We start from the raw sequence: 26,219 nt of genomic DNA on the forward strand, positions 1-26,219 counted from the left end.
TTGACTTCATTTTTAATACACGCCTAGTTCTTTCGTTCTTCTACTTGGGCAAGAATTGATTACAAAATACATTTGCATTATAAATCTTAGCGATGCCAGAACATATTAAACTCATTTGGGATATTCGAAGTGGAGATGCCAAACCTATGGCAGAACATCATTTGACCCATCTCAGAGAATATATGACCATGGAAAACTTGGAAATGGTTGATTCTGGGGTTCAAGAAATTAACGATGTTCACTGTACCGCCTATTTAGTGGTCAATAAAGAAAATATGATTCAGGTTAGGGACGCTCTAAAACCGCACCGCGGCGAAATAGCCTAAGTCATTTAAAATAAGTTCATCTGCCCACTTTTGTATTGCTCATACAAATCGGTTCGCAGTTTAGGAAATTTTTTATCCGCAAAGTATTTGCGTTTGGCCAATCTGGCCATTTCATGAATTTGTTCAGCGACCTTACCTTCTCCACGAGTGCGCACTCCAAAACGGCTGTCATTTAAAGTTCCTCCATGGCAATCTTGAATCAAATGCAGTACTTTTTCAGCTTTATCGGGCATCGTCTTATGAATCCAGTCTGCAAACAATTCTCCAATTGCACCATTCAAGCGAACCACGGTAAAACCAAAGGATAGTGCCCCGTGTTCTGAAACTGTTTTCGCTAGTTTTAATAGTTCATGGCTGTTGATTCCTGGAATCATTGGTGCAAGCATTGCATTTACCGGTATGTTATTTTCTGATAAGATCTTAATCGCTCGAAGACGTCTTTTGATGGATGCCGTTCTAGGTTCCAGTAGTCTTCGTGTTTTTTCAGAAAGTGAAGTGATTGAAATATTGACGCCTATCAACTGTTCTTTATTGAGTTCTTTAAGGATATCTAAGTCTTGAAGTATCCATGCATTCTTGGTGATGATACCCACTGGATGTCGGTACTTGTAAAATACCTCTAAGCATTTTCTGGTAATCCGAAACTTTTGTTCCGCAGGCTGATAGCAATCCGTATTCCCGGATAAAACAATTGTTGCTGCCTGCCATGACTTCTTTTTTAAATGGGTTTCAAGAAGTTGGGGGGCCGTCTTTTTAATTAGAATCTTTCGTTCAAAATCAAGTCCGGCACTATATCCCCAGAACTCATGAGCATTTCTTGCATAGCAGTAAATACAACCATGCTCGCACCCTTGATAGGGATTCATGCTGTACTGCATGCCCACATCAGGGCTAATGACCTTATTAACAATAGTTTTTGGAAATATGGGTAGGTATTCAGTCTTTATGCGTTCCGCATCTTCACCTTCAATACGGCAATATTCCAGGAAATCTTCGCGCTTCTCGTAGACATCTTTTAAGAAACGGTTATGGACGTTCTTTTGGGCTCCTCTTCCCTTTAAAAAATCTTGTTTTGACACTTATTAGGATTTAATCCAAATTTATGGATTTATTCCTAATATTTAATCTTCAAATTCAACTTCAACCAACTGTTTTTTATTTCCTTGTTTGGCATAAAAAAGGAGTTGGCCTTCATTCTTGTTCACGAATGGTTTTGAAACCATTAATGGAAGTCTTGCGTCTTTGGCATCGATTATTTTTTCGTAATCCAATTTTCCATTTTCATCCAATGAAATGGTAAAAACATTTCGATTTCTACCTAAACCTTGTTTAAAGACAATGCGCTCGTTGCCTAAAAGTTGTGGGTTTTCAGATGCAGTACAAATAAAGAAATAGGTTTTACCATTATTGAAAAAAGAACTGTATGAGGCATAAGCCCCATCTCCCTGCGTAACTTCCAACTTGTTAATGTTACGAACCCATTCCATATCACCAGCGGCATTCAATTTTGCACTAACGATATCATTATGGTGAAAACGTTCGACTTTAATACGTTGACCCGCACCGGTGCGTTGCATACTTTCGGTAACAAAGTATTCTTCGGCATTGAATATAATCTCTCCATTACTTGTGAGTTCAACGCCTTTAAAAACCAAGTTTTTAATTTCCTTGTCATCCTCACGACCAAATTTATCACTCATAAATTCAGGTGTAAACGGATGATATTTTTCTTGTTCAACTGAAAGGCTTGCAGGATTCAATTCATAGTACGTCAAACCGTTATATCGATTGTCCTTTCGATTGGCATAAAAACCAACGCAGACCAATTTTTCATTCTTAAAAAGCGGATACAACGCTTCAGGATACTTGCCCGGTTCTAAAAATTGTTGGGTTTTTGCTTCGTTCTGGGAAACTTTGATTACCTCATATTGAAACTTGCGCTCCGTTGCCTCAAAACGTTTTTTCTTGAAATAGGCTTTACCAACGATGTAGGCGTAGTCCAAATTTTCAGATAAAGCCAATTGTTCAAAGGCATAGTTTTTATCTTCAACCTCATTGCTGAAGTCATGCTCCCAACGTTTGTTCAAATTTGTATCAAAAAGATGTAGTGTGTGCTTATTGAGTTTACCCCTTTTATGATGTGTGCTGATTAAGAAGCCGTTCTTTTCCTTATCAAACAACAATATGGTTGAAAAGCCTTTTTTGAAATTTCTATTGTAGTAGTTCTTACCAAAAGCACCTTGAACTACCTGTGATTTAATGGCCATTAAACGTTTGGGCTTAAAATCATAATTCAGCACCGAGCTCTGGTGTACCCAATATTCGTATTGCTCCATTTCAAAATCGTAATTGAAAAACAAAAGGTTCAAAATGCCATTATGAAAAAACCCATCAACGAATTGCATTCCGTTGAACTTATAATTGTATTCCGATACAAGGTTTAAATCCGCATCATATCGCTCGATGATATACCCTCTGGGTTTAAGAATCAATCCTTGAAAATAGGAACGAACCAAAAGGTAACCACCATCACCATCTTCAGAAATGGTCACGAGATTGGAATACTTATGACGGTCATTGAATTTCTCTCCAAAATCGTAGGAAACAGGCATTTTTTGACCAAATGCGGTCGAAAAAACCATAAAAATGGCAAAAAGTAGGTTTTTCATTGTTTGGGGTTTCGACTATGACCCCGGGAAATTTGCCTTTCGTTTTTCTAAGAAAGCAGAAGTACCTTCTATAAAATCATCGGTACCAAAGCAGTTACCAAAAGCAGCAATCTCAACGGCATAGCCATTCAAATCATTGTTATAACCCGCATTGACCGCTTTTATTGCCTGTCCTATGGCCACGGAAGAGTTGTTAGCTATTTTTCCAGCTAATTTTCGACAAAGCGCTAATAATTCTTCTTGGGCAACCACATAATTAACCAAGCCATAGCTTTGCGCTTGTTCAGCCGAAACCATAGCAGCTGTAGTAATCATTTCCATTGCCCTTCCTTTACCTACCAATTGTGGTAAACGTTGGGTGCCCCCATAACCGGGAATCAAGCCCAAGGTAACTTCAGGGAGTCCCATTTTCGCATTATCACTGGCAACTCTAAAATGACAAGACATTGCCAATTCCAAACCACCGCCTAACGCAAAACCGTTTACTGCAGCAATGACCGGAGTGGATAGATTTTCAACAAAATCAAAAAGTAATTCTTGGCCTTTTGCTGCCAATTGACCTCCTTGTTCCACATCAAAATCAGAAAATTCAGATATATCGGCCCCTGCAACAAAAGCCTTTTCACCGCTACCCGTTAAAATAATGACCTTCGTTTCTTTGTCTTCGTCAAGTTCTTTAAAAGCTTCATGCAGTTCGGCTATGGTCTGCTTGTTCAGTGCATTGAGTTTTTTAGGCCTATCAATGGTGATGGTGGCAATGGCATTTTCTTCTTCAATATAGATATTCTCGTAGGTCATTGATGAAAGGTGTTAGTTGCGCGATGCGCGATGAATCATAAAATTAAACATTCAATCTTCAGCCTCCAACATCTAGCATCTGGCGAAACTATTCCCTTGGAAATTTAACTGTGAAGACGGTACCTTTTCCTTGTTGGGAAGTAAAGTCGATTGAACCGTTGTAGTTTTCTACGATATTTTTCACCATTCCCAGTCCAAGTCCCATGCCGCTCGATTTAGTGGTAAACTTAGGTTCAAAAATTTTGTGTTTGAGCTCATCTTCAATTCCAATACCATTGTCAGCTACTGAAATCTTTGCAAAATTTTCCTTTGAAGCCACAGTAACCAAAATTCTCGGGTTTTCAACTTCTGGAACGGCCTGAATAGCATTTTTGACCAAATTCGTAACGACCCTTATAAGCTGTGTTCGGTCCAATTTGGCGATTATCTCTTCTTCGTCCGCCAGAAAATGTATGTAGGGCTCATGAAAAATGTCCAGCGCCAACTTGGTTACCTGAACAACATTTAATGTTTCATTTTGCTGTGCAGGCATATCGGCAAAGTTTGAAAACGCCGATGCAATATTGGTCATGGTATCAATTTGTTGCACCAGGGTTTTTGAAAACTCTTTCACCTTTTTTTCTGCCTTTGGATCTTCAGGATTGAATTTCCGTTCGAAGCTTTGAACTGTTAGGCGCATAGGCGTTAAGGGATTTTTAATCTCATGTGCAACTTGTTTTGCCATTTCACGCCAGGCTTGTTCACGTTCACTACGTGCCAATTTCGCCGCACTCTCTTCCAACTCATCAATCATATCATTGTAAGAGTTGACCAACTTACCAATCTCATCCGTTGGGTTTTCCAATATGATTTTCTCATTACGCCTAGTCAGGTTTGTGAGGTGTAGTTTATTTGCAACAGTCTCCAATGAACGCGTAATGTATTTTGAAATGAAATAGGATAAAATAATTGCCGAAATCAGCATGACCAGATATACACCTGCCAATCGAACAAGAAACTCCCGAAGTTCCATATCGTTGAAGGTGTTATCTTCAAAATAGGGAAGGTTAACAATGCCTATTGGTTTGAAATTAGGACTATTTATATAAGAGTAGGAAGCCTGAAAATTTGCGCCTGCAGCTTTCTTTTCTTCAACGAATCGCTTGGTCCCACTTATTTCAAGATTGTTCAAAATTTCGGCATCGAGGCAGTTGGCAACCGAATCTGCTTCAAAAGCAGGTTTGGAACTTTTTACAAGGCCTCCATCTAAATCATAGATATTGAAATTCAGATTTTGAACGTCTGCAATCTTGTAGATTTCATCCCTAAAAATATACTTTAAGTTTTCGGTCGTTGGCTCATAAGTTGTCTCACGAAGCACATAATCAATGCTTTGCAAGACCTGCTCTTCTTTGCGCTCTAAACGTTCTTGGTGATAATCCCTTGATTGTTCACGGTATTGGTATATGGTCACCCCAGCTATCAAAACCGAAGCAATGACCACCAAAAGAATCATGGTTACAAAAATTCTAGAACGAAGGGAGAGTTTTTTCAAGTGAAATTTTTGAAAACTAAAGGTAACAAGAATCGCACCAAAAAGAATTCGAATCCAAGGTTCAAATTCAGATATAAAAGTGAGATGAGAGCGATTTCCGAACGGTGATGTGTATGATTAGTTGCGGACTTTTCCAACGGAAAATGTCCGCCTCTACCGAAGATTGTTAATTGCAAGGATTTCCATTTTGGGAAATCCTTGCAATTAATTATACACCGTATTGGCACACGTATTTATTTTTCCAGATTTATAATTTTTGTAACAGTAATACACCCTAAATCAAACCAGCTTTTTCCCTCTTTTTGCGGAAATACGATTTCTCCATCAATTCCATTTCCCTTGAAGCCAATGAGATAATCATCTTTAAATTTTTCTCCAAACTCCCTGACTATCACTTCGTCTAAATCCACACCAATCAAATTTTTCAGATTATAAATAGCTGTAATAATTAAACTTCGTGGATCTTCTTCTGGGTGAAAATATTTTAGCAATGCATTCTCTTGAAAAACAGAGCGGCTTTCTTCTATTCCATTTTTTTCATAAAAATCTTCGTATCGTGATGTGTCTTCTGGCATTTTTGGCAAGTCCAACAACGAACAAAGTTTGTCCATCGCCAGTTCAGCTTGGTCGCTAGGAGAGATTTTCGAATTCTCTATTTCTTTCAGAATATCTTTAACCTCTTTGTTAGAATCAATCCAATTTTGAATCGGGTTTTTCATATGTGTGCCAACAATTGAATATAGATGATATGATTTTTAAATCAAACAAATTAGGAACCCAACTAAACTATGTCATCAAAACCACTTAATAGTAGGAAAATATAATTTAACTGAATTTATCCTTTAACTTATTTAAGCTTCCGGATTCTTTTCCCGCACCCTTTTATAGAATCGAATACCCAGCATTAATAGAATTGCAAGAGCAAAAATTCCAACGACACCGTAAATCCAATTTACCGCACTTTTAAGAATGACCAAGAATACCACTGCAAATAGAATCAAAGAGGTGGCTTCATTAAATATGCGCATAAAACGGGAAGAGTAGTTGACCTCATCACGCTGTAGTTGCTTAAATATTTGATGGCATTTAAAGTGATATGCAATTAATGCCACAACAAACCCAAGCTTGACTTGCATCCAAGGTTGATAGATGAGGCCTGAATTCAAATGCAGCAATACCAATGCAAAAAGGGTACATAAAATTGCGGAAGGCCAACCAATAATGAACCACAAACGCTTGGTCATCAACTTAAGCTGATTCGTCAGGATTTCGCGTTCAGGCGAAGGTTTGTCATTTGCCTCGATGTGATAGATAAAAAGTCTTGGGATATAAAATAGTGCAGCAAACCAGGTGACCACAAAAATGAGGTGTAAGGCCTTTATATAGTTGTAATATTCCAAAGGGTAAATTATAAATGATACTGGTTGATGGTAAAATTACACATTGTAGCCACCATCAACCAGTAATCATAACCTAAATTCTAATTGCGCCCACACCAGCATCCCAAAGCTTCTTATTGAATTCTGGTATTGCGGTTTTTGTGAGCTTACTTGCTCTAGATTTTAATGTTGTCCACTGCGCATCAAGCTCTGCTTTCCTATCTTTTGATGGCTGGTTGACCCTTGGTATGGTACTATTCGTTGCATCAATTAAGAACAGGTATTCAGCAGTAAATTTATTCGGGAAATTTTCAACATCATCGTAGGCTTTTGATTTACGCTGTATCATGTCTTTATCCCATGCGTCCAATTCTTTTAATAGCTTTTTGCCTTCGGCTTTGACTGTTTCATCCGTAACGTCTTCAAGAACTGCTTTTAGCTGTTTCTGAACTTTAAATAACGAATTCACGGTATTGTGCATTTCGGTCAGACGCTTTTCCATATCGTTCATAAACGAATGGTACTCTGTATATTGCGCTGTAGTCGTCTTATACGTCGGCATTGCAACAATCTTTCCTTCAACGGTTTTTGACATATCACCCGCCTTCAATCGCACGGTATAGCTTCCTGGAGGAACCACATGTCCACTGAATCGAGATTCGATATACGCTCCGGGAATGCCTGGCAAAATCGGGGTCTTCATATCCCAAACAAAACGGTTTAAACCTTCTTTTTTAGGCAATCTAGGTGCCGGTCTGGGTCCGCCACCATTGTGTGGGACATAATCCTTATCCTTTTCCGAAGAAAAGCTTCTAACGACATTGCCTGAAGCATCTAAAACATCCATGGTCAATGCAATAGAATCAGCCAGCTTCGGAAGCTCATAGTAAAGCACCATTCCATTAGCTGGGTTTACCCCAGACAGCGTGCTCATGCCATCAAAATTATCGGTATTACCATTCATAGGACCGTACCAAGAACCGTTCATGGCATCATTGGGCTGGTATAATTTCATGCCCTTTTGTGCAGCATCGTATTGAGATAACATGGTCAAATCGTCCAAGATCCAAAAGGCCCTTCCTGAAGTCGCCACGATTAAATCCCCATCGTGAATCTTAATGTCAGTGATTGGAGTTTTAGGCAAATTCAATTGAAATTGTTTCCAACTTTTACCTCCATCCCAAGAAAGATATAGTCCTTTTTCAGTACCTGCATATAGCAAATCTTTGCGCACTGGATCTTCGCGTACTACACGAGTAAAAGCTCCAACAGGAATTCCGGAATTAATACTCGTCCATGTTTTTCCATAGTCCGTGCTTTTATAAATGGCTGGGGTATGGTCATTGAACTTGTACTTGGTGGTAGCAATGTAAACGGTTGCCTTGTCATGCGGAGAAACCTCAATTGCGTTGACTAAAGATTCCCCTAAGTTTTTAGGAGTTATGTTCTGCCAGCTTTCCCCATTGTCTTTGGTTATATGAACAAAACCATCGTCACTGCCGGTGTAGAAAACACCTGCTTCGTGCGGTGATTCCAATACATAGGCCAGGGTTCCATAGTTCTCAGCGCCTACGGCTTCATTAGTGTATGGCCCACCACCATTACCTTGTTTGGCATCGATATCACGTGTTAAATCGGGGGACATTTCCTCCCAGGTCACCCCCATATCACGGGTTCTCAATAACAACTGGGCGCCATGGTAAAAAGTATTATCCTCATGTTGTGAACGTAAGGTTGGGGCATTCCAATTGTACAGATATTTCATATCACGGGCTTCCCTACCCAAATACTGAATCGGTGCCGCCATAACGGAAGTGGTTGCTTTAGATTCCATATCCAAAACATTGATGGTACCTAAATAACTTCCGCCCATTACATACCTAGGGTTGTCCGGATCAAAGGCCAAAAAGGCACTTTCTCCTCCAGCAGAAGGACTAAAGTCAGACATGGTTATACCACCCCTCCCAACAGACATATTGGCAACCATGGCCGAGGAGTAATCTTGTTGACCTGCATAAATGTTGTAAGGAAATAGATTGTCGGTATTGATTCGGTAAAACTGCCCTGTAGGCATATTAACCTGAGAAGACCAGGTTTTGCCGAAGTCAAAACTTACTGCAGCTCCCCCATCATTGGCAATCACCATATTCCTGTTGTTATTGGGGTTTATCCATAAATCATGGTAATCGCCATGGGTACCTGTTAATCGCTTCCAAGTTTTCCCGCCATCCATTGACCGTAGCGCAGGGGCGCTCAATACGTAAACAATATTTTCGTCGGTTGGGTCCGTAAAAACCTCAATATAGTACCAAGCACGTTGGGTTAACCGGTTATCACCGCTGACCAAACTCCAAGACTTACCAGCATTGTTTGAAACAAATAGTCCACCTTTGTCTTGGTTGCTGTCGCTTTCGATCAAAGCGTAAACCTTATTTGAATTTACTGGACTCACGGAAATTGCCATTTTTCCTTTTTCCTTTGGTAACCCTGTGGTCATTTCTGTCCAAGTTTCTCCGGCATCGGTCGACTTATATAGTCCACTACCTTCTCCACCACTAACGACCATATTTGGTTTTCGCTGATGTTCCCACATGGCGGCATACATAATTTCAGGATAGTTGGCATCCATTGAAAGTTCAGCGCAGCCGGTTAAATTGTTGACGAAAAGGGTGTTCTTCCAAGTTTTTCCGCCATCGGTGGACTTGTAGATTCCGCGTTCTTTATTGGGTCCGTACAATTGGCCTTGAGCAGCTACATATACAATATCTGGATTGGTGGGATGGATAATAATCCGTGAAATATGATGCGTGGCTTCAAGCCCCAAATGTTTCCATGTCTTACCTGCATCTGTGGATTTATATACACCATCACCGTAAGAAGTCATTACGCCACGTGGTGCGTGTTCTCCCATACCCACATATACAATATTTGGGTTATGGGTTGAAACGGCTACTGCTCCCACAGAGCCCATTTCAAAAAAGCCGTCTGAAATATTCTTCCACCGTTGACCGGCATCCTCGGTTTTCCATAGACCCCCTCCGGTGGTACCCATATAATACGTCATAGGGTCACCGATTACACCTGACGCTGAAACCGAACGTCCTCCTCGAAACGGTCCAATATTTCTAAATTTCAAGGGTTTAAAATATTCCTCGGCCGTTTGTGCGACGGCCAGTGCCCCAAAAAAGAGGGCTGCGATAAAAAGTACTTTTTTCATTACAAATTATTAGTCTTCTATGGATAAATAGTCCAATCCTAGTTGGTTGAATTCGGTGTTAAATGCTTTCATTTCTTCAGCCACCAACTTATCAAAAGTGTCAAGCTGTGCATTAATTTTTGTGGTCATCTCATTTTTTACCGCAATATCTTGGGCTGTTGGTGGAAAATCGTCTATCCCAACGAGTCTGTTTAGATGGGCTAGTTTGTTGGTCAAACGAATCGGAAAGTTCAATGGATCTTGATTACTTCTGTTCTTAGTTTGGTATAATGCCTTTTCAATTTCACCAAAACTCTCTTTCATCTTTTTGGCCTTTTCCACGAGGCCTTTTGTCGACTCGTTATCCTTATGCTGTTTGGTAAAAGCATCTAATTTTTCGTTAATGGCCCGAATTTTTTTAATGGATTCATGAGCCTTATTTACAGTCTCATTTATGCTGGTGATAAAATCAAATTGCTTTTGCATATCTGCAACTGAAACCTCAGCTCTTGGATCGGCAATGATTTTAAACGTCTGGCTTTGGCTAACTCCGTTTTTGTTCAAATGAACCTTATAACTGCCAGGTACTGCCTTTGCACCATCAAAACCTGCAGCCCAAAAAATCATACCTGGAAGTTTTTCAGCACCTGTTCCACGCGTATTCCAAACGTGAGTGTTCCCTCCTTTTTCTACTTTCAGTTTGTTTTTCTTTTCTTTCGTAAACGTACTGAAGTTGGCCAAGGTATCACCTGCCATTGAAGTGTAGGTCAAACTGATGCTGTCTTTCTCGGACATATCTTTTAAATAAAAATGTGTTACCACCCCATTCGGGTGATTTTGTCCAGCGGTCAAACTTGGTTTGCTAGCCGCCCTACCTTTAGTTCGGTAACTATCTTTAGGGGCGAACAACTTCATGCCCACATTTGCATCAGCTGGCTTTGTTTGGTGCAGAACAGTTAGGTCATCGATTAACCAAAGACTGCGCCCTTGGGTAGCAACAATTAAATTATTGTCTTTAATGGCCAAATCGGTCACTGGGACGATAGGAAGATTCAATTGAAACTTCTCCCATTTTGCACCATCATTGAACGAAATATACATGCCTGTTTCGGTACCCGCATACAAGAGTCCTTTTTGTTTTGGATCTTCGCGTACTACCCTGGTAAAGTGCTCGCTTTCTATACCGTTGGTAATTTTGGTCCATGTCTTGCCATAATCCGTAGTCTTATAGAGATATGGCGTGAAATCACCGAGTTTATAGCGAGTTCCAGCAACATAGCAAGTGCCTTCATCAAAAGCAGAAGGTTCAACGCTATTGATCATCATCCATTCAGGCATACCGGCGGGCGTAACATTGCTCCAATTTGCACCTCCATCTTGGGTAATATGAATCAATCCGTCGTCACTACCAACCCACATCAAGCCTTCCTTTAATGGACTTTCATTGGCGGCAAAGATGGTACAATAGTACTCTACACCCGTATTATCTTGAGTAATTGGACCACCACTACTCACCAATTTATCAGGGTCGTTACGGGTAAGGTCATCGCTTAACAATTCCCAACTCTGCCCTTCGTTCGTACTTAAATGCACATGTTGTGAGAAGGTGTATAATTTTTTAGGATCATGTTTACTAAAAATGATGGGGAAATTCCATTGAAAACGATATTTCATTCCCTCAGCGCCATATCCCATGGGATTATCAGGCCATACATTAATACCACGAACCGTGCCTGCATCGTGGTTTACACGAGTTAAAAATCCACCATAACTTCCGCCATAAACGATATCATTGTTCGTTGGGTCAATGGCCAAATGGGCAGACTCACCACCTGCGGTCGGTTCCCAATCATCTTCGGTAATGTATCTGCCATCTGAACGATGATTAACCCGAAGGGTAGAATTATCTTGCTGCGCAACATAAATACGATACGGAAAAGCATTATCCGTAGTAACGCGATAATACTGTGCGGTAGGTTGGTTATAGTATGTGCTCCAGGTCTCACCACCATCATAGGAAACTTGTGCTCCGCCATCATCACCAATGATCATGCGTTGTGAATTTTCAGGTGCAATCCATAAATCATGGTGGTCGCCATGGGGAGCATTGAACGTATTGAAAGTTTTACCTCCATCAGTAGACTTGTGGTATCGAACGTTCAAAACATAAACTACATCTTCATCTTCGGTATCCGCATATACGCGAGTGTAATACCAAGCTCGTTGACGCAGTTTACGTTCGCTATTGATTTGTGTCCACGTTTTCCCACCGTTGTCCGAACGGTAAAGCCCTCCTTTTTCCTTGTTCTCAACGATAGCAAATACACGTTCAGAATTAACTGGAGATACTGAAACACCAATGATACCCAAGGTATCCTTTGGAAAGCCCTCATTTTTCGAAATCTCGGTCCAGGTTTCACCACTATCGGTACTCTTCCATAGTGCAGAACCCTCACCTCCACTACTTAAGGAATATGGTGTCCGTTGGGCCCTCCATGAAGAAGCATACAATATTCTAGGATTGTTGGGGTCAAAGGTCAAATCAACAAAACCAGATTGGTCATTGACAAACAGCTTTTTCTGCCATGTTTTACCGCCATCGGTCGATTTATATATACCGCGTTCTTGGGTGGGTTTATAGATATTACCTAATACGGCCGCATAAATCGTATTATGGTCAGTAGGATGAATGCGTATACGTGGAACATGCCGGCTGTTCTTTAAACCTGCAAAAGCCCATGTTTTTCCAGCGTCTTCTGTTTTCCAAATTCCATACCCGCTGGATACATTTCCGCGAAGGGTTTTTTCACCACCACCAACATAAATCACATTGGGATCACTTTTCGCCACTTCAACCGCTCCGATACTTCCTCCAAAATAACCATCGGAGATATTGGCCCAGGTACGGCCCCCATCCAAAGTTTTCCAGACCCCACCGCCAGTGGCTCCAAAATAAAACAAGTTAGGTTCACCTGGCACTCCAGTTACAGCAGCCGAACGCCCACCTCGGTGTGGACCTATAGATCGATACTCTAGGCTCGAATACAATTCACTCGGAATATCTGGTGAAGACTGTCTAGAATTTCTGCGTTGTGCATCAGAAAAAAATGGGAATAACAAAAGCGAAAACATGAATATGCTCGCCCTTAACGTAAAGGATTTCATAGGTGGTGTTCTTTTGAATTAGTCGAACACTAAATGTAGTGAAAAAGGAAGAAATTCTTTTCCTCAATATTTCGTACTTTAATCAATTCTATTCAACCTTTACCATGAAAAAATCAGCACTTTTTGCCTTAATACTTCTTGCAGGCCTTGCATGCAAAAACAATCCAAAAGAATCCACTGAACCATCTGCCGAACCCGTGGCCCTTGAATCGGAATCGGACTGGGTTTATTTGTTTGACGGAACTTCAACAAAAGGTTGGCGCGGTTATGGAATGGATTCGTTGCCCCCCGGTTGGACCATAAAAGATTCAACCCTAACTTTTGATACCGAATTAGGCTTGGAACAAGACTATGAAGGAGGTAAGGATATTATCTATGGGGCTGAGGAATTTGACAATTTTGAATTGTATCTCGAATGGAAAATTCCCGAGGGCGGTAATAGTGGTGTCTTTTACCATGTTAAAGAAGGCTATGCTGGGCCACCGGTCGTGGCCCCTGAATATCAATTGATTGATGATGAAAATTATGCCAATATCCATGATTTGGTGGGCTACAATTCTCAATTTGGAGCAGAAAATCCTGAATTACTACAAGACTGGCAAATGACAGGTGCAGATTATGCCATGCATGTTGCCGATGAATCTCAAAAAGAACTAAATCCGGTCGGGGAATGGAACTCGTCAAAAATTGTTTTTACCCCAGAAAAAGTAGAGCATTGGTTAAATGGTAAAAAACTGTTGGAATTTGTTCCTTGGTCAGAAGACTGGCAAGCCAAAAAGAACTCAGGAAAATGGGATAATGCTCCCGACTATGCAAAGTACAAGACAGGATACATCGCATTGCAAGATCATGCCAGTCCAATCTGGTTTAAAAACATCAAGATTAAAAGACTATAACCAACCAAAATGAACAAACGAGATTTTTTAAAGAAAAGTGGAATAGGCGCCTTTGGTATGTTGGCAGCACCTTCCATATTAAATGCACAAACGGTTTCAAAATCACCTGAAGGAAAATTACGTACCGCACATATTGGTGTTGGAAATATGGGTGGTGAAGATTTAAGGGATATTGCATCGCACCCTGAAGTTGAAGTTGTCGCCCTATGCGATGTCGATGCCATAAACCTTTCTTCAGCAAGAAAAAAACACCCTGGTGCTAGGGTATTTTTTGATTATCGTGTCATGTTAGATGAGATGGCAGATGAAATCGATGCAGTAATCGTTTCGACACCAGATCACACACATGCACCAGCCTCATTATTCGCAATGAATAAAGGAAAGCATGTGTATTGCCAAAAGCCATTAACACACTATGTTTCTGAATCTCGTGAAATGGACAAGGTTGCTCGAGATAAGGGCTTGGTTACTCAAATGGGTATTCAAGTTCATTCATTTTATGACTACATGCTGGCCACCCTGTTAATTCAAGATGGGATTATAGGCAAAGTGCATACCGTGCATGCTTGGAGCCCTAAATCATGGGGTTACAATGGAGCAGTACCAGAAGGGGAAGATGAAGTGCCCGCTCAGTTGGACTGGAATCTTTGGTTGGGCACATCCAACAAACGACCCTATAAAGAAGGCTATTACCATCCCGGAAATTGGCGAAAACTGATGGATTACGGTTGTGGCACTTTGGGTGATATGGGTGTGCATATAATGGATACCCCTTACAATGCACTTCAACTTGATGTACCGATGACTATTAAAAATGAATGTCGTGAACCCAATGGATTTGGTTATCCAGAAAACAATGTGGTAACCTATGAATTTCCAGGTACGGAATACACCGGAAAAACCCTTAAATGGATTTGGTACGATGGCCCTGGAATGCCAAATGCCCATAAAGATTTAATGCTACCTGGTCAAAAGACTATGGCCGATAAAAATGGGAAAAACACCAAAACCGATATATCTCTTGATGCCAAAGTAGCAGCAGAAGGTCAGCTGCCAGAACAAGGGGCAATGTTTGTTGGAACCAAAGGAAGATTGCTCCTACCGCATTTCATGCAATTACCACGCAAAATCAAAAAAGGCAAATACGTTGATATTTCGAAGGATATTGAAAAATTGACCAAGCAGTTCAATCTCAGTGAACCTTCGCGAAATTATGCTGCAGATGCTCCTAAGCACTATCACCAATTTGTTGATGCGTGTTTGGGCAAGGGGAAATGTTCAGCACCATTTTCATATGCTGCCCGATTGACAGAGACAATCTTACTTGGAGTAATTGCGGGTCGTTTTCCGAATCAAACCTTGCATTGGGACGCTTCCAATGCCAAATTTTCCGAAGAGGAAGCGAACAAGTATTTATCTGGAATGTACAGGGATTTCTAAAGAAGTTAAAACCAAACCCTGGTTTGAAGTTCATCCCAACATTACTATCAATTCTAATTGGAACTATTATAGGATTCTTTGCAAAGTTCTTTAGTGGTCTCAATCCATTTATTGGAATCGTGATACTGCTATTCTTTTTAGGCATGGTTATTTTTAACTTGATTTTGATAATTAAAGAGAAGAACAAAAAAATTAAGCTTTTACAATTTTTAGTTTTGATTTTCTCGGTGGTTGTTGGTCTTTCTATTTTGAAAATGGGAGTAGAAGAGAGAAATGAAGGTATTCCTAGAAGATATTATCAAGAATAAGGAATTAAAAAAAGCCCTTGACGTTCAAATCAAGGGCTTTTTTAAATGCACGGACTTTTACTTCAATCCCAATTCCTTTTTACGCTCTTGAAGTAATTTATAAACGTCGATTTTATCTCCATTTTTAATGGTTTCGTCAACCGTAAATAACACATATCGCTTTCCTTTATTTCTGAAAATCAATTCCTGACCGATTCCCAAATCAACACCGCTGTTGGAATTTGGAGATAAATTCGGATTCATCACATTTGGAATAATCAAAGGAATAGACTCAGAACTGCTATTGACCAAGGTAAAGCTGATTAGCCCTTGTTGGCCTTTTTCAACCATTTTGGCATCCATCTCCCGAAACGAAATGGAAAGATTCGCCATTTTGTTAGAGGTATTGGTAAAGATGATTTTTGATGACCCTTCTACCATTACTTCTACTTTACCGACAGGACCAAGACCGAAGCCTCGAACAAATTCCCCACTTTGTTTATCAACGACTTTTATTTCGAGGCCTTTGCTCATCTTGTTCTTAAGTTGTAATTCATACATTTCATAATCTGCATAATCCAACTCTAAAGATGACTTGGGTGGAATTTGAAGGTCTGATTTTTGAGCATAGCCCAATCCAACGATTAATACTAAAAGTGCTACGAAAACTACTGTTGTTTTTCTCATGATTTTAAGTTTTAAATGATTCATGCAGCAAATGTGGAACTTTTGAAACCGGCTGACGACTCATTCTATAATTAGGCGTCTCAAATTATTTAAGACCTTGCTATGAAAGGGATTCCAGGTATTGAGTTGGTGTAAGTTGCACTACTTTTTTGAAGACACGATTAAACGTAGCCTTGCTGTTAAATCCACAATCAAAGGCGATACCTACCAATGACATTTGTTGGTGATCTCCTTTTTTTAAACGTTCTTTAAATTGTTCAATACGATAATGATTTACAAAATCGTTGAAGTTTTTCCCGAAGCCATTGTTTATCAATTCGGATACTTCAATTCTATTCAAAGACATTCGTTTGGATAGTTGGGCCAGATTCAATTCTGGATCGAGGTATAACTGTTCTTTTTGAAATAAAGCACTTATTTCTGCCTTTTTATCATCGAATCCGCCTTTAAGCTCTTTAAGATTTGACTTTTCATTTTGATTTTCAGTTGGATGAAAATCCTTAAGAAAACTAAAATCAGTGAAGTACCCTTTCACTCCAAAATATAAGAGAACCAAGGCAGAAAAAAACTGAATCCACCATTTTTGGGTCCAACTCATTTCAAAAACGAACGAATCAATAAATACCTGTACAATTCCATAAAGAAATATAAAAGAGTACAAGAGTAAAAAAGTCAATACCCAATTCAATTCCTTTTTAGTGGTATTGGAAAAAAACTGCTTGATTTCCTTTTTGTATTGAAAATACAATTGAAATGAAAAAGCGAGGTACAACAACATTTGGGCCGATGAAAAAATGGATACAATGGTGTTTAGGTAGGGCCATTGAAAATTGACAACTAGATAGCCATTTTGATTTTCATCAAAGCCGGGTTGTTGTGAGTCGTAAATTAAAATGAACAGTTTGGTTAAAAAGAATAGTATCCAAGGCATTGCATGCCAAATGTGTTTGCGAAGCAACTTAAATTTTGGGTTTAAAATACTTTTGACATAGAAGAAAAGTAAAGGTGCCATCAACAAATCCATAGCTACCAAATAGTAATTTATTTTGGTGTTTCTGAAGGTGTCATACCAACCCATAAAACCTATAGTATAGGTAGTACGGTGATAGCACATAATCAACAATATGGCCGCCAAAAAAATATCAGGTAACAATCGTTTGTTCAAAAACCTTCGGTACAAAAGAATAGCAAGCAATAATCCTTGAAGCCCCAAAATCAATAATGGGGTACTGTAGCTATTAAACTCTGGAAAACCTTGAAAAAGGAAAAAGGTCATGAATCAGGTTGTTACATTAAAGATAAACCATTGTACTTTTCAAAAAAAGATGCGAATGTCAATTGATAAAAGAAAATATATTTATTGGATTCTATTTGTAACCCTGAAATCATCGTAAAAGCTATATCCTAAAATTAAAAGAAAACGCAATGAAAAAATTAATTCTAGCCGGTATCTTACTGTCCTTTGTTGGATGCATTTCTTACTCGGAAACCTCCTCAAGAACTACCAAAACTAAAATTACAAAGACCTTTATTGATCCTGGCCCCGGTTATTCCCAAGCAGTAGCTGTAGAAGTCAATGGAGTCAAAACCATTCATATTTCAGGTCAAGTTGGAACCGGTCAGAATTTTGAATCCCAATTTAGAGATGCCTTGAACAACCTCTTTAAAACACTTGAAGTCTCTGGAGCTTCCTTTAAAAACGTAGTCAAGTACAATACCTATATCGTTGATTACCAGCCGGCCCACTTAGATACATTTCGAATGATTCGAAAACAACTTTTGGGTGACGAAGACATGCCTGCCAGTACCTTGGTTGGGGTAGAAGCACTTGGCTTACCTGAATGGGGCGTAGAAATCGAAGCAATTGCCGTGGTTCCTTCCAAATAGTTTTTGTTCGGTGTATTTTTGCAAATGAAATTTTCTAAAGGATACATCGAGACTTATGCCGGTTTGCCGGAACTTCTTGAAGAAAAGTATCCTGAATTAAATTTTAAGAACCATTGCTATTTACGAATGGCATTGGACCATATGTTCAATACCAAATGGGATTTACGTATCGCACGACCTGCCCATAAACACTTAAACATTCAACAAAAAGAGGAAGTAGTTTGTATTCTAAGAAGCTACTACAAGAATAAAGGGTTGATTTTAGATCAAAACGAACACTCCATAATAGTCAGGAAAATATGCCGGAAAAAGCAGCTCAAGTTATCATTATAGGTGCAGGAATAAGCGGACTTATCGCCGCAAAAACCTTAGAAGAAAAAGGATATTCCCCTGTAGTGTTGGAAGCTTCGGAAACAGTTGGCGGAAGGGTCAAAACCAGTAGCATAAATGGTTTTAAACTGGACCACGGTTTTCAGGTATTATTGACGGCTTATCCAATGGCACGGAAACACCTGGATTATGATGCGCTCAACTTAAGGTATTTTAGGCCTGGAGCTTTATTGTTCAGTCACAAATTAAGGTCATTTATAGGTGACCCACTACGTGATATCACTTCATTTATCCCAACGATTACAAGTGTTGCAGCGAGTTTTTCCGATAAATGGAAAATCTTTAAACTCACCTCAAGGTTAAAACGAAAATCGCTAAAATCAATCTTTGCGGAACCTGAATCCACAACTGCCGAATACATCGAGAATTATGGTTTTTCAGATGTGGTAACCCGTAATTTTTTACGCCCTTTTTTCGCTGGAATATTTTTAGAACATCAATTAAAGACCTCATCACGTATGTTTGAGTTCGTCTTTAAAATGTTTGCCCAAGGTTCAGCAGCTATACCAAATACAGGTATTGGGGCCATTTCAAATCAATTGAAGGACCAATTGAACAATACCTCATTTAAATTTCAGCATGAGGTAGTTCAGGTGCAGAATGGTTTTGTTTTATTGAAAAGTGGTGAACGGTTAAAAGCCGAGGCAATTATTTCCACGGTGCCATTAACTGAAGATGGTAAACTCGATGAAAGCCTGTCATGGAAATCATGTGAGAATTTTTATTTTGAGTTTAATGGCGGTAAACTTCCAGTAAATTTAATCGGCTTGTTGACCGAGAAAGATGATTTGGCAAATAACATCAACATTCATCAGATTGAAGGTCAAGACGACTTGATTTCAATTACGGTGGTTAAAAAACATGAGCTAACTGAATTGGAGCTTGAGCAACGTTTGCGCTATGAATTGGAAACACAATGTGGTATTGACCTAGGTAAATTAATCCACAAGTTCAATATTAAAAAAGCGTTACCGAACAAAAGCGACATCTCCCAAGTTCCAAAAAAAATACGTCAGGGAGATACTATTTTTTTAGCCGGTGATTACTTGGCAAATGGTTCTTTAAATGCTGCAATGGCTTCAGGGGAAATGGCAGCAGGTGAGGTTATCAAGTTTCTCTCAAATTGATTATTCACGAGTTAACTTATCGAGCAAATCCCGTACTTTTTTGCTATTCCAATTGGCTGCACCAGTTTCTTTGATAAGAATATTGCCATCTCCGTCTATGAGATAATTGGTGGGCAAGACAGAAGATTGCAAGATTTCTGGAGCTTCATTTAAGGTAAAATAGACAGGCATATCGAAGGAATTTTGCGCCATAAATTTGTTTACAACTTCGGGTTCTTCACTGGTAACCAATAGAAAAATGGCTCGATTTCCATAGTCAGAATGTAACTTCTGAATACTCGGTAATTCAGCTACACAAGGCGGGCACCATGTTGCCCAATAACTCAAGAACACTGGTTGGCCTTGACTTATCTTAATCCTCGTTCGTTCACCATTCAATTGTTTTAGGTCATAATTGAAAGGTTTCACCATATCGATTTTAGATTCGTGTTTAATCGTTGGATTCCAAACCAAGATTTTGGCTCTATTTAGACCAACTTGAATTGGTTTTCTGGTTTGAGGAATGAGCAATAGCACCACGAAAATTCCAAAAAGAACATCGCTCCAACTTATTTTCTTACTAAAAGGAAATTGCATCATCTTAGGTGTAGTCGACTTTGCTTATTTTCATTACAAGGTTTATAAGGGAACATATTTGTGTTCTAGAAGCATCTCAAAAGTCACATAATTCAGGGCTTTCTCATGGGTAGCTTCCAAAATGACAAAAGGGGCCAGACCGGCCTCATAGGCTTCCTTCCAACGAGAAACACACAAACACCATTTGTCCCCTGGTTTTAAACCAGGAAATTGATAGTACGGAATTGGAGTACTAAGGTCATTGCCCCTAGAATTTGAAAATCGTAAGAATTCTTCGGTCATGATGGAGCAAACCACATGGGTCCCCACATCATCAATGCCTGTTTTACAAAACCCGTCACGATAAAAGCCGGTTTTAGGTTCAAAACAACAGGCCTCCAATTCAGTTCCTAGTACATTCTTCTCCAAAATCACTTGTCTTTCACACAAAATTAGTGGGAATCAACCTTATCTTTAAAATGAACTCAATTAGACTTTTTGAATTTAGGCGATAATCAGTCATTTTTTATTCGGTCGAAGTTTTTTTTGAGTTGCATAGCAGCGCTATTGAAAGAAAAAAAGGCAAAGAGCGGGTGAAAAAGGGCGATTTTTTAGCCAATTGGAAAAATCTAAATGAGTTCAACACTATGAAAAAAAGAATACCGGACTGGTTATTACAATCCAGAAACAAATGGCAGTTCAACGGTAAAAAAAGACCTGATTTTTCAGTACCACCAAAAGAAGGAGAAATTTCGGTATGGGATTACCCAAGGCCACCGGCATTGGTAACTGAAACACGACTATTGGAGGTAAAATCAGATGGACAAACCTTAGCACGAACTGAAAACGCCTTAGCCGTGCAAGAGACTGCAAGTCCACCTACCTATTATGTACCTCCCTCAGCTGTAAATTTTGATGTTTTAGTTGAATTGGATGGAAAAACTTCGCTATGTGAATGGAAGGGTTCGTCTCGTTATTGGGCATTGAAGAAGGCACCAAATAGAGCCATCGCCTGGTCGTATCCAAATCCGTTTACTCCATTTGAACCCCTTGCAAACTATATGGCATTCTATCCTCAATATTTGGATTGTTATCTAGGAGGAGAAAAAGTTATTCCCCAGCCTGGCGGGTTTTACGCCGGTTGGATTACCAAAGAATTGGTAGGCCCGTTTAAGGGAGAACCAGGCACCGGACATTGGTAAAAATGGTCAATACCAATTTCTGCTATCTTTAGCCCAATGACATTCTTAGAAAACCCCGTTTATGTTTTGTCCATGCTTGCCCTAATGGTGCTCCTCGGAATTTTTGCCGAAAAGACAAAGTGGGGAAAGCAATTGGGTGCGGCATTATTGGCCATTGTTTTTACAGCAGTAATTGCCAATTTAGGTCTGTTACCTTCAGCATCCAATAGTATTCCCTTATACGATGGAATCTTTACGTATGTTGCCCCCATTTCTATTTTTTATTTGATGTTGGGGGTCAACCTCAATGCCATAAAAAAAGCCGGATTGCCAATGATCGGTCTTTTTGTATTGGGTTCGTTAGCTACTGTGGCTGGAATACTATTAGCTTGGGTTGTAATTACACCTGAAACTACCCTTGGAGAAAATGCTAAGATTTTGGCCGGCATGCTCACAGGAACGTATACAGGCGGTAGCGTAAATTTTAATGCCATTGCCTTAGAGTATAATTTTCAAGAACAAGGTGTGTTGTACGCCGGAACAATTGCTGTTGACAACGTGGTAACGACTGTTTGGATAATTGTGACCTTGGCCTTACCAAGAGTACTTCGACCGCTCTGGAGCGAAAACCGAAAAAGGAATTCTACCTCAGCAGCTGCACAAGAAGTTAAAACTGAAGGAATCGATTTAGCTTCTTTAGCTTGGTTACTAGTTCTGGGCTTGGTGTCCTATTTTGTGGCAGAAACCATTTCTGAATTCCTGCCCTCCATACCTAGTATTCTAACCTTAACTACCCTAGGGATACTATTGGCGCAAACTGGATTCGTATCCCAATTAAAAGGAGCCCATACGTTAGGTCTGTACATGGTATTTCTTTTTTTAGCAGTAATTGGTGCTTATTGCGAAATCAATGCTGTAATCGAACTAAAAGAAATTGGTTTGACCTTGTTTTTATTCACCGCTTTAGCCGTTTTGGTACATGGGGCGGTCATTATAATTCTTGGAGGATTGATTTACAGGGATTGGAGCATGATAGCCATTGCAAGTCAAGCCAATGTGGGAGGTGGCGCAACTGCTCTGGCGTTAGCCGAAACTTTTGAAAGAAAAGAACTGATGCTCCCTGCCATTCTCGTGGGCACACTGGGTAATGCCTTGGGAACCTATCTCGGTTTTTTAGTAATTCAACTTTTGTAAACATGAAGAACATACTGATTGGCCTATTTTTATTCGTATCGATTTCAAACGCTCAAAACCGTCTACGTGATTATGGCATGGAAATCGGGGTTTTAAAAACTGGTCCTTTGAATGCCTTAACCGATGTTCTAGGAACCAAGGTAGGCCATACCACCATAATTCAGGGAGATTCTGTACGGACTGGTGTCACGGCCATTCTGCCCCATTCAGGAAATATTTTTCAAGAAAAAGTACCAGCCGCCATTTACATCGGTAATGGTTTCGGAAAGTTGGCTGGTTATACCCAAGTAAAGGAATTGGGAAACCTTGAAACACCTATTATTTTGACGAATACTCTAAGCGTAGCCACAGCAGTCAACGCTATTGTAGGGTATACTTTAAATCAAAATGGTAATGAGAATGTTCGTTCGGTTAATGCTGTGGTTGGCGAAACGAATGATGGTTATTTAAACGATATCCGTGGCCGGCATATTACAGGAACCCATGTTTTACAAGCCATAGAAAATGCCCAAACAGGCGAAGTAGAAGAAGGGAATGTCGGAGCCGGAACTGGAACGATTTGTTTTGGTTTCAAGGGTGGCATCGGGACATCTTCTAGGGTGCTTCCTTCAAAATCGGGAGGGTATACCGTTGGTGTTTTGGTTCAAAGTAATTTCGGTGGTATCCTGAAAATTGCGGGTGTTGATGTGGGCAAACAACTGGGACACTATTCCGATAGTTTTAAATATTCGCCTGATGGTTCGTGCATGATGGTCGTGATGACCAATGCCCCGTTAGATTCCCGAAATTTAGAACGTTTGGCCAAACGGGCGATGCTTGGTTTGGCAAGAACCGGAGGTATTGCAAGCAATGGGAGCGGTGATTATGTGATTGCCCTATCTACCGCAAAGGAGTGTCGTATTCCATATCAAAGTGACAACCCTATTCAATCGGTTCCAACTTTACGAAATGAAGCAATGACACCTTTGTTTTTAGCGACGATTGAGGCCACAGAAGAGGCTATTTTGAACTCTCTTTTTGCTGCAGAAAAAATAACAGGGCATAAAGGGAGAACCATTGACGCATTGCCCAAAAAAGAGGTTCTTGAACTCTTGAAAAAGGCAGGGAAAATTTAATTATTGTTGTTGTAAAGCATAAATCGCAAAGGAACCCAACCAATGACCCCCTTCATAGCTATCTCCCATCAAATTTGGAAAGGAATAGGCCACATGTTCTTGGGCCAAAGAAACTAAGTGCCCAAATTCATCCGGATATTGATTGGCCAATCCAAATAATACCCATGCCCGACTAAAGTTCAATCCATCTAAATGTACTAATTGACCATCTTCACGGTCACCAACCAAAGCAACATCCAATTTAAAATCAGCACTTTCTAGCTGTGGAAGAAACTGGTCCATCCAGGTTAAAAATTCCTCTTTGGACAAAATTCGGCGCATCAAATCCAACTCCTCAAAACAGGGTGATAGAAAGTCCGCTCCACTAGGTTCCCAAGTGAGTGGACAATTGACATCATCCTTATAGAAATGTAGCGCCCTATTTTTTATGGCTTCAAGTAATGCTTTGTCGTCTAAGGTCTCTGCATAATCCCAAGCAAACGCCAAACCAAAAGCGGTATTCGTATGGGTTCCAACCCGAACCGGATATTGCAATTTAGGAAGGTATTCCACAAACTTTTGGGCAATCAAATCAGCCAAGGGTTTTAGGTTTGCGGCAAGCTCTTTTGCCAAGGGGTCGTCCCATGTATGCAATTCTTCCATCAGTTTTAGTAGCCAGCCCCAGCCGTATGTTCGTTCAAAATTTCTGTTGTGCTTCCCTTCAAAAAAGGCGATTTCAGTGGCAATATTTTCAGCAGATAAATGACGTTTTAAAATAGCCCTTGCTTCTTCAGCGCGGTTTAAATTCGGAAACTGTTTGAGCAAGCGTACCATCGACCAGTGGCCGTGAACGGCCGAATGCCAATCAAAACAGCCGTAAAAAGCAGGTCTTAAAGTCTTAGGTTCGGCCAAATCATCACCACTACCTAAAGTCTGACCCAATTTATTGGGGTATTCCTGTTCAACACATTCTAAGGGTAAAGCGATGAGAATATCTGCCTGCTCTAAGGTCAAATCAATGTTCTCAATAGCAGAATTCTTTTCTTCTTCCTGCTCAATCTTCTCTTTTTCTTTATCAACAGAAATAACACACCCAACTGCTAAAAGGGAAAAAAGAGATATAAGATAAAATCGATAGCTTTTCATTTTGAAAAAAAATATGATGGAGAAGCAATGTAACAAAACGACTTGATTTTGCACTAATCAATTACGGGCTAACCGCTTTTTTGTTAGCTTTAGATTTCTAACTAAGAAAACACTGAACACATGGATATTTTTGGAAAAATAAAGGAAAAACTCAGTCATGAGTTTATTGATATAGTCGAATGGCTCGACTACACTGATGACACGATTGCCCATCGCTTTGAACGCTATCAAAACGAAATTAAAAACGGAGCGAAGTTGATTGTTCGCGAGGGGCAAACCGCTGTTTTTGTGAATGAAGGCCAACTTGCTGATGTCTTCACACCAGGAACATACGATTTAACCACTCAAAACCTTCCCATCTTAGCTACATTAAAAGGATGGAAATACGGTTTTAACTCCCCATTCAAAGCGGAAGTTTACTTTGTAAATACGCACCTGTTCACTGATGAAAAATGGGGAACCAAAAATCCAATTACACTCAGCGACGAACGTTTCGGATTGGTTGAAATTCGCGCTTTTGGCACCTACGCGTTTCGTATATCCGATGCTGGAAAATTCATTATTGATATCGTTGGTACGGATAATAACTTCACCAACTTTGAAATCAACGAGCACTTGAAAAGTTTAATCGCGACGCGATTTACGGATACAGTTGGCGAAGCCAACTTGCCCATTGAATTATACGCGGCCAATACCTCCGAATTATCAGAAACCTGTAAAGAGGTGATGGCTCCTGAATTCGAATCCGTTGGTATTGGATTGGAAAAATTTTATATCGAAAATGTCTCGATGCCTGAAGATTTAAAAAAGGAAATCTTCGAATACAGCCGATTGGACAAGCTTGATATGCAAAAACTCGCCCAGTTTAAAGCCGCAAAAGCCATGGAAGCAGCGGCCAAAAACGAAGGTGGTACTGCTGGTGCCGGAATGGGCATGGGTATGGGTTTTGTTTTGGCCCAACAAATGGGTGGAATGATGGGAGGCAATATGGGACAAGCACAGAGCTTTCCACAGGCGGGAGGAACCGCGGTTCCACCACCAATGCCAACAGCAGTTCAATATTTCTATGCGGTAAACGGCGCACAACAAGGTCCTGTTTCCTTCGAACAGCTACAAGCGTTATTTGCCAATCGAACCATCAATCGTGACAGTTTGGTTTGGAAACAGGGCATGGCAAATTGGGCTGCTTTGCAGGAAGTTGAAGAATTAAAGTCCTTTTTAGGAGGTAATACACCGCCACCTTTGCCGGGAGCGTAATCAACAGGAAT

The 26,219-nt window shown here is 40.1% G+C and carries 24 protein-coding genes; 11 read left to right on the forward strand and 13 right to left on the reverse strand.

What is annotated here, in order from left to right; translation table 11 throughout:
• Nucleotides 1-92: 92 nt before the first annotated feature.
• A complete protein-coding gene (locus HCU67_RS03730) occupies nt 93-326 on the forward strand; it encodes a hypothetical protein (protein WP_168551239.1) in 234 nt (77 codons plus the stop codon).
• Nucleotides 327-331: 5 nt separating this feature from the next.
• Here the strand turns inward: HCU67_RS03730 and HCU67_RS03735 are convergent, their stop codons facing one another.
• The 8 genes from HCU67_RS03735 to HCU67_RS03770 all read right to left on the reverse strand — a co-directional run bounded on the left by HCU67_RS03735 (nt 332) and on the right by HCU67_RS03770 (nt 13,067).
• On the reverse strand, nt 332-1,405 hold the full coding sequence (locus HCU67_RS03735; RefSeq protein WP_168551240.1) for a PA0069 family radical SAM protein: 1,074 nt from the start codon (nt 1,403-1,405) through the stop codon (nt 332-334).
• Nucleotides 1,406-1,447: 42 nt separating this feature from the next.
• Nucleotides 1,448-2,995 (reverse strand): hypothetical protein, encoded by a 1,548-nt coding sequence (locus tag HCU67_RS03740; RefSeq protein WP_168551241.1) that lies wholly within the window; start codon nt 2,993-2,995, stop codon nt 1,448-1,450.
• A gap of 15 nt (nt 2,996-3,010) precedes the next feature.
• Nucleotides 3,011-3,793 carry an enoyl-CoA hydratase/isomerase family protein gene (locus HCU67_RS03745; RefSeq protein ID WP_168551242.1) on the reverse strand — a complete coding sequence of 261 codons (783 nt, stop codon included), beginning with the start codon at nt 3,791-3,793 and terminating at the stop codon, nt 3,011-3,013.
• Between the two features lie 88 nt (nt 3,794-3,881).
• The gene (locus HCU67_RS03750; protein WP_168552044.1) at nt 3,882-5,288 is read right to left on the reverse strand and encodes a sensor histidine kinase; all 1,407 of its coding nucleotides are present in this window, start codon (nt 5,286-5,288) and stop codon (nt 3,882-3,884) included.
• Between the two features lie 272 nt (nt 5,289-5,560).
• A complete protein-coding gene (locus tag HCU67_RS03755) occupies nt 5,561-6,046 on the reverse strand; it encodes a hypothetical protein (RefSeq protein ID WP_168551243.1) in 486 nt (161 codons plus the stop codon).
• Nucleotides 6,047-6,178: 132 nt separating this feature from the next.
• A complete protein-coding gene (locus HCU67_RS03760) occupies nt 6,179-6,727 on the reverse strand; it encodes a CopD family protein (protein WP_168551244.1) in 549 nt (182 codons plus the stop codon).
• A 73-nt stretch (nt 6,728-6,800) separates the two neighbouring features.
• On the reverse strand, nt 6,801-9,923 hold the full coding sequence (locus HCU67_RS03765) for a VPS10 domain-containing protein (RefSeq protein ID WP_168551245.1): 3,123 nt from the start codon (nt 9,921-9,923) through the stop codon (nt 6,801-6,803).
• Nucleotides 9,924-9,932: 9 nt separating this feature from the next.
• On the reverse strand, nt 9,933-13,067 hold the full coding sequence (locus tag HCU67_RS03770; protein ID WP_168551246.1) for a WD40/YVTN/BNR-like repeat-containing protein: 3,135 nt from the start codon (nt 13,065-13,067) through the stop codon (nt 9,933-9,935).
• 104 nt (nt 13,068-13,171) lie between these two features.
• Here HCU67_RS03770 and HCU67_RS03775 point away from each other — a divergent pair, with 104 nt between their 5' ends.
• Genes HCU67_RS03775 through HCU67_RS03785 form a run of 3 tightly spaced genes read left to right on the forward strand, consistent with a single transcriptional unit; the run spans nt 13,172 to nt 15,711 of the window.
• Nucleotides 13,172-13,963, forward strand: a complete 792-nt coding sequence (locus HCU67_RS03775) for a 3-keto-disaccharide hydrolase (RefSeq protein ID WP_168551247.1) — start codon at nt 13,172-13,174, stop codon at nt 13,961-13,963.
• 9 nt (nt 13,964-13,972) lie between these two features.
• A complete protein-coding gene (locus HCU67_RS03780) occupies nt 13,973-15,403 on the forward strand; it encodes a Gfo/Idh/MocA family protein (protein WP_168551248.1) in 1,431 nt (476 codons plus the stop codon).
• Between the two features lie 23 nt (nt 15,404-15,426).
• Nucleotides 15,427-15,711 (forward strand): hypothetical protein, encoded by a 285-nt coding sequence (locus HCU67_RS03785; protein ID WP_168551249.1) that lies wholly within the window; start codon nt 15,427-15,429, stop codon nt 15,709-15,711.
• A gap of 57 nt (nt 15,712-15,768) precedes the next feature.
• On the opposite strand, the gene HCU67_RS03790 is transcribed toward HCU67_RS03785, so the two are convergent.
• The gene (locus HCU67_RS03790; protein ID WP_168551250.1) at nt 15,769-16,377 is read right to left on the reverse strand and encodes a hypothetical protein; all 609 of its coding nucleotides are present in this window, start codon (nt 16,375-16,377) and stop codon (nt 15,769-15,771) included.
• Between the two features lie 100 nt (nt 16,378-16,477).
• A complete protein-coding gene (locus HCU67_RS03795; protein WP_168551251.1) occupies nt 16,478-17,653 on the reverse strand; it encodes a helix-turn-helix domain-containing protein in 1,176 nt (391 codons plus the stop codon).
• Between the two features lie 149 nt (nt 17,654-17,802).
• Here HCU67_RS03795 and HCU67_RS03800 point away from each other — a divergent pair, with 149 nt between their 5' ends.
• The 3 genes from HCU67_RS03800 to HCU67_RS03810 are packed head-to-tail and all read left to right on the forward strand — an operon-like array spanning nt 17,803 to nt 19,781.
• Complete coding sequence (locus HCU67_RS03800; protein ID WP_168551252.1) at nt 17,803-18,264, forward strand: RidA family protein; 462 nt, start codon at nt 17,803-17,805, stop codon at nt 18,262-18,264.
• A 24-nt stretch (nt 18,265-18,288) separates the two neighbouring features.
• Entirely contained in the window at nt 18,289-18,597 is a 309-nt protein-coding gene (locus tag HCU67_RS03805; protein WP_168551253.1) for a hypothetical protein, read from the forward strand.
• On the forward strand, nt 18,564-19,781 hold the full coding sequence (locus HCU67_RS03810) for a protoporphyrinogen/coproporphyrinogen oxidase (protein ID WP_168551254.1): 1,218 nt from the start codon (nt 18,564-18,566) through the stop codon (nt 19,779-19,781). The genes HCU67_RS03805 and HCU67_RS03810 overlap by 34 nt, the downstream gene beginning before the upstream one ends.
• Here HCU67_RS03810 and HCU67_RS03815 read toward each other — a convergent pair whose 3' ends face one another.
• Both HCU67_RS03815 and HCU67_RS03820 read right to left on the reverse strand, forming a co-directional pair.
• Nucleotides 19,782-20,360: a TlpA family protein disulfide reductase gene (locus HCU67_RS03815; RefSeq protein WP_168551255.1), complete on the reverse strand. Its 579-nt coding sequence runs from the start codon at nt 20,358-20,360 to the stop codon at nt 19,782-19,784.
• A gap of 39 nt (nt 20,361-20,399) precedes the next feature.
• On the reverse strand, nt 20,400-20,765 hold the full coding sequence (locus HCU67_RS03820; protein WP_210423616.1) for a DUF2237 family protein: 366 nt from the start codon (nt 20,763-20,765) through the stop codon (nt 20,400-20,402).
• Nucleotides 20,766-20,983: 218 nt separating this feature from the next.
• On the opposite strand from HCU67_RS03820, the gene HCU67_RS03825 reads away from it, so the two are divergent.
• From HCU67_RS03825 to HCU67_RS03835, 3 genes are read left to right on the forward strand one after another with little or no spacing between them, the layout of a single operon-like run.
• Nucleotides 20,984-21,538 (forward strand): DUF427 domain-containing protein, encoded by a 555-nt coding sequence (locus HCU67_RS03825; RefSeq protein ID WP_168551256.1) that lies wholly within the window; start codon nt 20,984-20,986, stop codon nt 21,536-21,538.
• Between the two features lie 36 nt (nt 21,539-21,574).
• On the forward strand, nt 21,575-22,711 hold the full coding sequence (locus HCU67_RS03830; protein ID WP_246865696.1) for a DUF819 family protein: 1,137 nt from the start codon (nt 21,575-21,577) through the stop codon (nt 22,709-22,711).
• Between the two features lie 2 nt (nt 22,712-22,713).
• A complete protein-coding gene (locus tag HCU67_RS03835) occupies nt 22,714-23,826 on the forward strand; it encodes a DmpA family aminopeptidase (RefSeq protein WP_168551257.1) in 1,113 nt (370 codons plus the stop codon).
• Here HCU67_RS03835 and HCU67_RS03840 read toward each other — a convergent pair whose 3' ends face one another.
• The gene (locus HCU67_RS03840; protein ID WP_168551258.1) at nt 23,827-24,951 is read right to left on the reverse strand and encodes a DUF2891 domain-containing protein; all 1,125 of its coding nucleotides are present in this window, start codon (nt 24,949-24,951) and stop codon (nt 23,827-23,829) included. It abuts the gene before it with no gap.
• 120 nt (nt 24,952-25,071) lie between these two features.
• Between HCU67_RS03840 and HCU67_RS03845 the strand changes: the two genes are divergently transcribed.
• Nucleotides 25,072-26,208: an SPFH domain-containing protein gene (locus tag HCU67_RS03845; protein WP_168551259.1), complete on the forward strand. Its 1,137-nt coding sequence runs from the start codon at nt 25,072-25,074 to the stop codon at nt 26,206-26,208.
• Nucleotides 26,209-26,219 lie beyond the last annotated feature (11 nt).

This window comes from Croceivirga thetidis (genome assembly GCF_012272815.1).
GTDB classification, from domain to species: Bacteria; Bacteroidota; Bacteroidia; order Flavobacteriales; family Flavobacteriaceae; genus Croceivirga; species Croceivirga thetidis.

What these genes read in the sequence shown, in the direction of transcription:
- HCU67_RS03730 (WP_168551239.1), top strand. Translation starts at nt 93, where the DNA reads ATGCCAGAACATATTAAACTCATTTGGGATATTCGAAGTGGAGATGCC.
- HCU67_RS03740 (WP_168551241.1), bottom strand. Translation starts at nt 2,995, where the DNA reads ATGAAAAACCTACTTTTTGCCATTTTTATGGTTTTTTCGACCGCATTT.
- HCU67_RS03745 (WP_168551242.1), bottom strand. Translation starts at nt 3,793, where the DNA reads ATGACCTACGAGAATATCTATATTGAAGAAGAAAATGCCATTGCCACC.
- HCU67_RS03750 (WP_168552044.1), bottom strand. Translation starts at nt 5,288, where the DNA reads ATGATTCTTTTGGTGGTCATTGCTTCGGTTTTGATAGCTGGGGTGACC.
- HCU67_RS03755 (WP_168551243.1), bottom strand. Translation starts at nt 6,046, where the DNA reads ATGAAAAACCCGATTCAAAATTGGATTGATTCTAACAAAGAGGTTAAA.
- HCU67_RS03765 (WP_168551245.1), bottom strand. Translation starts at nt 9,923, where the DNA reads ATGAAAAAAGTACTTTTTATCGCAGCCCTCTTTTTTGGGGCACTGGCC.
- HCU67_RS03770 (WP_168551246.1), bottom strand. Translation starts at nt 13,067, where the DNA reads ATGAAATCCTTTACGTTAAGGGCGAGCATATTCATGTTTTCGCTTTTG.
- HCU67_RS03775 (WP_168551247.1), top strand. Translation starts at nt 13,172, where the DNA reads ATGAAAAAATCAGCACTTTTTGCCTTAATACTTCTTGCAGGCCTTGCA.
- HCU67_RS03780 (WP_168551248.1), top strand. Translation starts at nt 13,973, where the DNA reads ATGAACAAACGAGATTTTTTAAAGAAAAGTGGAATAGGCGCCTTTGGT.
- HCU67_RS03790 (WP_168551250.1), bottom strand. Translation starts at nt 16,377, where the DNA reads ATGAGAAAAACAACAGTAGTTTTCGTAGCACTTTTAGTATTAATCGTT.
- HCU67_RS03795 (WP_168551251.1), bottom strand. Translation starts at nt 17,653, where the DNA reads ATGACCTTTTTCCTTTTTCAAGGTTTTCCAGAGTTTAATAGCTACAGT.
- HCU67_RS03800 (WP_168551252.1), top strand. Translation starts at nt 17,803, where the DNA reads ATGAAAAAATTAATTCTAGCCGGTATCTTACTGTCCTTTGTTGGATGC.
- HCU67_RS03805 (WP_168551253.1), top strand. Translation starts at nt 18,289, where the DNA reads ATGAAATTTTCTAAAGGATACATCGAGACTTATGCCGGTTTGCCGGAA.
- HCU67_RS03810 (WP_168551254.1), top strand. Translation starts at nt 18,564, where the DNA reads ATGCCGGAAAAAGCAGCTCAAGTTATCATTATAGGTGCAGGAATAAGC.
- HCU67_RS03815 (WP_168551255.1), bottom strand. Translation starts at nt 20,360, where the DNA reads ATGATGCAATTTCCTTTTAGTAAGAAAATAAGTTGGAGCGATGTTCTT.
- HCU67_RS03825 (WP_168551256.1), top strand. Translation starts at nt 20,984, where the DNA reads ATGAAAAAAAGAATACCGGACTGGTTATTACAATCCAGAAACAAATGG.
- HCU67_RS03830 (WP_246865696.1), top strand. Translation starts at nt 21,575, where the DNA reads ATGACATTCTTAGAAAACCCCGTTTATGTTTTGTCCATGCTTGCCCTA.
- HCU67_RS03835 (WP_168551257.1), top strand. Translation starts at nt 22,714, where the DNA reads ATGAAGAACATACTGATTGGCCTATTTTTATTCGTATCGATTTCAAAC.
- HCU67_RS03840 (WP_168551258.1), bottom strand. Translation starts at nt 24,951, where the DNA reads ATGAAAAGCTATCGATTTTATCTTATATCTCTTTTTTCCCTTTTAGCA.
- HCU67_RS03845 (WP_168551259.1), top strand. Translation starts at nt 25,072, where the DNA reads ATGGATATTTTTGGAAAAATAAAGGAAAAACTCAGTCATGAGTTTATT.